7 protein-coding genes are annotated in these 6,413 nt (G+C 71.5%); 2 read left to right on the top strand and 5 right to left on the bottom strand.

The window, feature by feature from the left end; genetic code table 11:
• Window positions 1–64 precede the first annotated feature (64 nt).
• Window positions 65–793, top strand: coding sequence for a TVP38/TMEM64 family protein (locus ACKOQ4_RS09620; protein WP_526291206.1), 729 nt, complete (start codon window positions 65–67; stop codon window positions 791–793).
• A gap of 169 nt (window positions 794–962) precedes the next feature.
• Here the strand turns inward: ACKOQ4_RS09620 and ACKOQ4_RS09615 are convergent, their stop codons facing one another.
• A complete protein-coding gene (locus ACKOQ4_RS09615) occupies window positions 963–1,589 on the bottom strand; it encodes a hypothetical protein (protein ID WP_526291204.1) in 627 nt (208 codons plus the stop codon).
• Between the two features lie 137 nt (window positions 1,590–1,726).
• Between ACKOQ4_RS09615 and ACKOQ4_RS09610 the strand changes: the two genes are divergently transcribed.
• Entirely contained in the window at window positions 1,727–2,167 is a 441-nt protein-coding gene (locus ACKOQ4_RS09610) for a hypothetical protein (protein WP_526291202.1), read from the top strand.
• Window positions 2,168–2,177: 10 nt separating this feature from the next.
• On the opposite strand, the gene ACKOQ4_RS09605 is transcribed toward ACKOQ4_RS09610, so the two are convergent.
• From ACKOQ4_RS09605 to ACKOQ4_RS09590, 4 genes are all read right to left on the bottom strand, one after another.
• Window positions 2,178–4,019 carry a glycoside hydrolase family 2 protein gene (locus tag ACKOQ4_RS09605; RefSeq protein WP_526291208.1) on the bottom strand — a complete coding sequence of 614 codons (1,842 nt, stop codon included), beginning with the start codon at window positions 4,017–4,019 and terminating at the stop codon, window positions 2,178–2,180.
• Between the two features lie 140 nt (window positions 4,020–4,159).
• Window positions 4,160–4,768, bottom strand: a complete 609-nt coding sequence (locus ACKOQ4_RS09600) for a hypothetical protein (protein WP_526291200.1) — start codon at window positions 4,766–4,768, stop codon at window positions 4,160–4,162.
• Window positions 4,769–4,785: 17 nt separating this feature from the next.
• Complete coding sequence (locus ACKOQ4_RS09595) at window positions 4,786–5,259, bottom strand: DoxX-related protein (RefSeq protein ID WP_526291198.1); 474 nt, start codon at window positions 5,257–5,259, stop codon at window positions 4,786–4,788.
• Window positions 5,260–5,292: 33 nt separating this feature from the next.
• Window positions 5,293–6,413, bottom strand: a 1,121-nt coding sequence (locus ACKOQ4_RS09590) for a YncE family protein (RefSeq protein ID WP_526291196.1), incomplete at its 5' end; no start/stop codon positions are given.

Below are 6,413 nucleotides of genomic sequence, written 5' to 3'. Positions count from 1 at the left end.
ACCGGCGTGGTGCTCGTCGCGGCGAAGGCCGACGGCCGCAAGATCTTCGGACTGGCGACGATGGATGTCCGCTTCCGCTGACGACACCCCCGAGCCGCAGGACCTGCCGCCCGTCAGCCGACGGCCGCACATCCTGCGCCTGGCGGTCTTCGCCGCCTTCCTGCTGGTGCTGTTCTATCTCGTCGCCGTCCGCCACGTCATCGACATCGAGGCGGTGCGCCGGACGGTGGCCGGCGCCGGGCCGCTGGCCCCGCTGGTCTATGTCCCGGTCTCGGCACTGCTGGCGACGCTGTTCGTGCCCGGCCCCCTGCTGGCCGCGGGCAGCGGCGTGCTGTTCGGCCCGGCGCTTGGCACGGTGGTCACCCTGTGCGCGACCGCGACGACGGCGGTGATCGCCGCTCTGGTCGGCCGGCACGCCGGGCGGGACAGCGCCCGCGCGCTGATCGGTCCGCAGTGGGCCGCGCGCATCGACGAGCAGATCCGGCGCCGCGGACTGTGGGCGGTGGTGGGTCAGCGGTTCATCCCCGGAATCTCGGATGCGCTGGCGTCCTACACGTTCGGCGCGTTCGGCGTGCCGCTGTGGCAGATGGCGGTGGGTGCCCTCATCGGGTCGGTGCCGAGGGCCTTCGTCTACACCGCGCTGGGGGCCTCGATCTCGGACCTCAATTCGCCGCTGGCCTACGCCGCGATCGCGGTGTGGTGCGTGATGGCGATCGTCGGCGCGTTCGGCGCCCACCGCGGGTACCGCAAGTGGCGCGGCCGCCCCCGGCCGGCCGACCAGGGGTACGGTTAGCGCCTGGAGAGCCAGGGCTACACGGTCGTCGTCCAGAACGGCGGCGGTAATCCCGGCCGTCGCAATCCGCTGTCGCAGTGCCGGATTGCCGGCGTCGACGGGCTGCGCGGTGACGCCCCGCCGGCCAACACCACGGTCTATCTGACCGTCGCCTGCTGAGCCCGGGGGCTCACCCGCCGCCGGGCTGCTGACCGCCCGCGGCGCCGCCGCTGAACTTGGTGACCCGTCCCGCGTCGGGCGCGGCGGGTTCGGAGATCGGGCCCTGGTGGCTGGAGCCGTCCTCCAGCGGCAGCGGATGCTGGCCGGGGCTCTGCAGGCTGGACGCGAGCCCGACCGTCACCGCGGCGCCGACCACCGAGTTGGCGCCGAGCAGCACCAGGGCGCTTTTCCAGCCCGACACCGGTTCGGCGCGCCCGCCGGTGCGCAGCCACGCCCACGCGGCGCCCATGACGACGTAGCACTCGAGCAGCAGGGCACAGATCCCGACGGCCCGCACCGCCTCGGTGCCGCCGGCCGGGGAGGCGCCCTCGGAGCGGGAGTGGATCCACAGCGCTGCGACGCCGAGGTTGACACCGATGCCCGCGGCCAGGAGCAGCGCCGGGGGGCGGTTCCAGCTCAGAACCGCCCAGATCAGCTGGAACATCGCCACCGAGGCGAAGAACACCCCCGCGGCCAGCGAGGCGCGGCCCTGGGTGGGGATGACGGCGAAATGGATCACCGCGGCGCCGACCGACGCGATCGCGGCCGCCCGCGCTGCCACCGTGCCGTCGGTCGCGACCTCTGCCCTGGACGTCATCGTCCTGATGCTGCCGACCGCCGCGAGGGCGTAACAGCACCGGTTCATAACGGTCGGGTGCCGTTTCGGCGAATCCGCCGTGGCGTGCGGCGGCGCAAAGCCGCCCGCGTGAACCGGATCGTTGAGACGCTGATGGGATGTTCGCCAAGCTGCTGCTCGCGCCGCTGTCCGTCGCCACCCTCGGCGGGGTCGGGGTGATCGCTTCTTTCGCCACCGTCGGCGGTGCCCTGATAGCCGGCTCGGCGGGCACGGTGGGCAGCGCCCTGGTCGCGGGCTCGCTGGGCACCGTCGGCAGCGCCCTGGTCGCCGGCTCGGCCGGCACCGTCGGCAGCGTCGCGGTGGCCGGGTCGGTCGGCACCATCGGCAGCGGCGCGGTGGCGGGCAGCGCCGCGACCGCGCTGTCCTTCGCGATGAGCGGGTGCGCGGCATGTCTGGCCTGTCTGTCGTGCCGCCGCTGCCGGGCGTGCGTGGCCTGCACGGGGTGCGAGGACTGCGTCGGCTGCGTCGGATGCCACAACTGCTCGGGCCTGCGCAACGCGGTGGGGCTGCGCGACGTGCACGCCCCGGCCGGGGCCTGAGGTCCTGCGCTCACCCCGCCGATCCGGCGGCGATCACCGCCCGATTGCGTTCGGCGACAACGGAAACCGTCATCTTCGCCCACGCGCGGTCATAGGTCAGGAAACCGTTGACCTCGTTCTCGACGTCGGTACTCTGGGTGTAGATCGCACCCGACAGGCCGGACTCGCGGGTGAGGGCCTCCAGAGCCCGGCTCACCTCGGCGTAACGCTGGGTGAGCTGGGCCTGGCTGAACGCCATCTCGTAGGACTGCGGCTGTCCCGGCCAACGGTTGGGGTGCGGCATTCCCAGTCCGCCGTATTCGCCCTGCACCAGCGGCCTGCTGTCGATCGGCGGGCTGCTGCCGACCAGCCTGACCCCGTGGGTGGGCGGTGCCGGGCGGCCCGGGCCGACGTAGGTGTGGTCGTCGTAGATGTCGCCGATCCCGCTGTCGCCGCGGGACTTGCAGCAGTTGACGCCGCTGTTGGCGTTGACCATCCGGGTGGGATCCGCCGCCTTGACCGCATCGGCGATGCGGGCGGTGTCGAACTCGCCCCAGCCCTCGTTGAACGGCACCCAGCCGATGATCGACGTCACGCTGCGGAGCTGGTCGACCACGGCCAGCAGTTCCCTCTCGAAGTTGGCCTTCGCCGCCGCCACCGGATCCGGCGCCGGGCCGCGCGGAATGTGCAGCGAGACGTCCAGCGACGGCATGTCCTGCCACACCATCAGGCCGAGGCGGTCGGCCCAGTAGTACCAGCGGGCGGGCTCGACCTTGGCGTGCTTGCGCACGAAGTTCATGCCCAGCTGCTTGACCAACTCCAGGTCGGACCGCAGCGCCTCGTCGGTGGGGGCGGTGTAGACGCCGTCGGGCCAGTAACCCTGGTCCAGCGGTCCGTGCAGGAAGGTGATCCGGCCGTTCAGCGCGATCCTTGGCCGCCCGTGCCGGTCGGTGACGGTGCCGACGGTCCGCAGGCCGGCGTAACCGGAGACCAGGTCGGCCACCTTGCCGTCAGGATCGGCGAGCCCGACTTTGAGGTCGTAGAGGTAGGGGTCCTCGGGACTCCACAGCCGCGGTTTGGGTATCGGCACCCGGATCGGCGTGCCCGGTTGGCCGGAGGCGACCGCCACCACGCGTCCGCCGCGCTCGGCGGCGAACACCACGGCCCGGTGCTGCTGGATGCCGGATGCCTTGGTTGTCACGGTGAGGCTGTCGAGATCGGTTGTGATATCGAGCTTTTCGATGTGCGCGTCGGCCACCGGTTCGATCCAGACGGTCTGCCAGATACCGGATGCGCCGGTGTAGAACAGTCCGGACGGCTTGCTGCGCTGCTTGCCCACCGGGAAGGGACCGGCCTCGTTGCGGTCCTCGGCCTGCACGACGATCTCCTCGGCTCCCGACCATCTCAACGCCCCGGTGACATCCGCGGCGAACGCGGTGTAGCCACCCTCGTGGTGGGCCACGAGTTGGTTGTTCACCCACACGGTGGCGGCCTGGTCGACCGCGCCGAAGTTGAGCAGCACCCGTCGGCCCCGCCAGCTGTCCGGTACGCGAAAGGCCCGGCGGTACCACATTTCGGCGTCGTGGCGCTGGATGCCCGACAGCGCGGACTCGACCGGGTAGGGCACCAGGATCTGCTCGGTGAACGCCTCGGAGGTGGGCGGAGCCGCGAGCCGGGTTTTACCCGAGCGGCCGAGGTAGTCCCACACGCCGTTGAGGTTGAGCCAGTCCGGCCGGGCCAGCTGCGGGCGCGGGTAGTCCGGCAGCGCATTGGCCGGTCCTACCAGCGCGGTCCAGCGGGTCGGCAGCGGCGTCACCCCGGGATACCAGGTGCGGGCGGCCTCGGCGGGGGCGCGGGACGGCGGGACCATCATGGCGATGACGGTCAGCACCACCGCCGCCAGACGGCTGCTGGGGTTGCGCAACGACGCTCACCGACCTGTTTCGCTCCGGAGCTGATTTCGGTCGAATCCTGACACGCATCCGGTGCCGGCCGCTGGGCTTCAGCCCAACATCAGGAACCCGGCGGAGGGGCCGCGGTGTCGAGGTACCACGGCGGCGGCGGGCCGCCGATCGGGTAGTAGCCGGGCGGCAGGGCGGGACGGCCCTCGGCCGGACCGGCACCACCGTTGACCGACGGGGTCTCCGAGCCCGGGGAGTTGGTCGAGACGTATCCGGGCGGCAGGGGCGGCGCCGGCCCGGCGCCCGGCGGCGGCGTGGGCGCGCCGAGGCTGGCGCCCGGGGTGAGGTCGGGGTTGCGGGCCTGGTGCCACAGGTCGATCAGCGATCCCAGGATGCCTCCGTTGTTGGTGGCGTTCGGGTTCTGCACCGGCGGGACCGAGGGCCGCGGCACCGGAGGAAGGTCGCCGGGGCCCGCGGCAGGTGCGGCCGGGGCCGGCGCCGCGGGAGCGGCCGGATCCACCGGGACCGGGGGCTGGTGGGGGGTCTGCGGGTCGTCGGACTCCGGAGGCGGCGGTGGCGGCGGAACCGCGGTGGTGGTCACCGGCGCCGGGTCGGCCGGCTCGGTCGGGTCCGCGCCGGCGGCGGCCGGCCCGGCCAGGGCGGCGCCGAGGGCGGTCAGGCAGGTCACGGCCGTTGCCGCCGTCCGGCGCCGTCGCGTCATGACCCGATCGTCGCACATCAGCGATCGGACGCCGACTGCCGCCGGGATCGCGTCGACCGCCACGCTCCCGTCGACCGCCACGTTCCCGTCGACCGCCACGCTCCCGTCGACCAGAGCGCCCAGGCGATCAGCACGGGCTGGAAGAACAGCCGGATCAGCCGGGCGCGGTCGCTGTCGAGACCGAAGGCGTCGCGGTGGTGCATCCACTGGGCGATGTTTCCCGGGAACACCGCCACGAAGAACGCCGCCAGCAGCAGGCCGACGAGCGCGCGCCTGCGGGTCGCCAGGATCATCGCGGCGCCCAGTGCGATCTCGACGACGCCGGAGGCCAGCACGGTGAGATCCGGGGACAGCGGGAACCAGGGCGGCACCTGCGCCTGGAACTCGGCCCGGGCGAAGGTCAGATGGCCGATGCCGGCGACGCACATGAACGCCCCGAGCAGGATGCGTCCGGCATTCCGGGCGGGCGATTCGGCGGCGCTGTCGTTCATGGGCGCCATCAGTCTGCCAGCCCGCCTCGACCGCTACACCGGCTGGACCGACACCGTGTTGGTGTTCTTGTTGACGACGTACAACATGCTCGGCGCACCGCTGACCGGACTCACTGCGACGCCGATGTGCGAGCTTCCGATGGTGGGGCTGGCCAGCACGGTGTTGTTGGAGGTGTCGATGACATACACCTTGCCGCTGGTGCTATCCGTCACGTAGGCGCGGGTTCCGTCACCACTGACCGCGATATCCCGAGGGGATCCGCCGGTGGTGATCGTTGCAACCACCGCGTCGGTGCTGGTGTTGATCACCGTCACAGTGCCGGAAGCGGTGTTCGCGACGTACGCACGTGACAACGACGCGTTGACAGCCACCCCCAGCGGGCCCGTTCCCACGGTGATGGTCGAACCGATCGTGTTGTTGGTCAGGTTGAGCACCGAAACGGTCGTTCCGGTTCCCGCGTTGTAGTTGGTCACGTAAGCCTTGTTGTTGCCGCTGACTGCGATGTCGAATGGGCCGTTCAGTCCGGTGATCGTGGTGATCAGCGCGTAAGTGCTTGTGTTGTAAACCCTTACGGCGTTGTTGGCCGAGTCCGTCACGTAAGCCTTGGTGCCGTCGGCGGTGATCCCCACGTCGAGGTTCCGATTGCCCGCGGTGATCTGCTGGACGACCTGGTAGGTCGAGGTGTTGATCACCGTCAGCGTGTTGTTGAAGCTGCCGATCCAGGCGTAGGCCCCGTTCGGTGTGAAGGTGACGCTGGTCGGATTCGAGCCGGCACCCGGGATGACGATCTTCTGCGGCGTCGCCGACAGGTTCGAGTTGTCGATGACGTAGACCGCCGCTCCGTTGAGATCGGCGACCCAGGTGTAGAGGCCGTTCGGGGTGACGGCCATCTCTTGTGGGCTGTTACCACCCAGCGTGACGGTCTGGACCGCTCCCGGGGTGCCCACCTGTCCGGGAGTGCCGGGACTCGGCCCACTGCCGCCCGCACCGCCGGCGCCACCCTGCTCGAATGTGCCTGCGGAGGTGGCGGTTCCGCCATTGCCGCCGTTGCCGCCGACCGCGGTGCCCGCCCCGCCGGCACCGCCCGCCCCGCCGTAGGCGGCGCCGTACGCCGTCGCAGAGCCGCCGTTGCCACCGAGGCCGCCGGTGGCAC

This window comes from Mycobacterium sp. (assembly GCF_046095365.1).
Classification (GTDB): domain Bacteria; phylum Actinomycetota; class Actinomycetes; order Mycobacteriales; family Mycobacteriaceae; genus Mycobacterium.
Note: the sequence above shows the minus strand (reverse complement) of the source record. Positions and strands in the feature narration are given on the sequence as shown.